This is a genomic window from Acinetobacter sp. V2, assembly GCF_001188385.1.
In the GTDB taxonomy this organism is placed as follows: domain Bacteria; phylum Pseudomonadota; class Gammaproteobacteria; order Pseudomonadales; family Moraxellaceae; genus Acinetobacter; species Acinetobacter oleivorans.
On record NZ_JZFB01000001.1, the window covers coordinates 900,354 to 901,402 of the forward strand.

The following is a 1,049-nucleotide window of genomic DNA, read 5'->3' on the forward strand; positions in this document are numbered from 1 at the left end:
ACTACTTGCTAATGTAAAAGTTGAAATCATCGCAAGCGAAGTCATAGAAAATTTCATTAATGCTGTTCCTTAGCACATTGTTTATTATGAACATAAAGCCTTGAATTATTTCAGCTGAATCAACTGCTATACATTTTTTAATGTGTATTTATCCCTACCTGACCAGCACGCTGATCAAGCTAATTCAAAGCCATAGAAAATATTTAAGAAGCAAAGATAGATTTTAAAATAGTTAATCATCTTGCTTTATTACTGATTTAACTCAACTGTGTTTTGGTTTGCACAATAGACTGTTTCGTTTTAATACCCTGAATTAAAACGGCAAAACCAGAAAGTACAGCAGGAATCATTAATAATGAGAACATCATAGAAAATGGCATACCTGAACTGATCATCGCAGCTCCAGCAAACGCACTTAATATTGCACCAAAGCGCCCAATACCATTCATCCAGCTTGCTCCAGTTGCTCGAGCAGAAGTCGGATAATATCCAGTCGCTAAAGCACTCAAACCAACGGCCCCACCATTAAAAGTAAAACCAAGAATCCATGCAAAAATACACATAAGCACCATATCATGACCAAAATGCCCTAACCCAAAGGTTGCAAGTGCGCCAATCAACATCGCAATAAAAAGTACCAAACGCGGACGATAATGATCCATGCACCAACCAAGAGTGATACTTCCAACAGGACCACCAATTTGAAAGAACGAAGTCACAATGGCAGCTTGAGAAATCGTAAATTGATTCGATTTAATTAAGGTTGGTAACCAGCTACTACATAGATAGATTAAAAATAATGCCATGAAATAACTGATCCAGAGCATAATCGTGCCATAACGATATTTACTAGATAAAATTAGACCTAGACCAGATTTCTCAGTTTTTACTTCATTCAGATAAATTTCTTGATTTAAAAAAGAAGATTGTGGAAATAAGCGTTTTAAAATCGCTTTGATTTTGTCTTGGGAGTACGATTGTTTGACTAAATAAGTAATTGATTCTGGCATTTTCCAATATAAAAATGGTACCAAAATCAAAGGTAGTAC

General features: G+C 35.4%; 1 protein-coding gene. It reads right to left on the reverse strand.

The window, feature by feature from the left end; all coding sequences use genetic code 11:
* Window positions 1-257: 257 nt before the first annotated feature.
* Window positions 258-1,049, reverse strand: a 792-nt coding sequence (locus tag UC75_RS20120) for an MFS transporter (RefSeq protein ID WP_228137075.1), incomplete at its 5' end; no start/stop codon positions are given.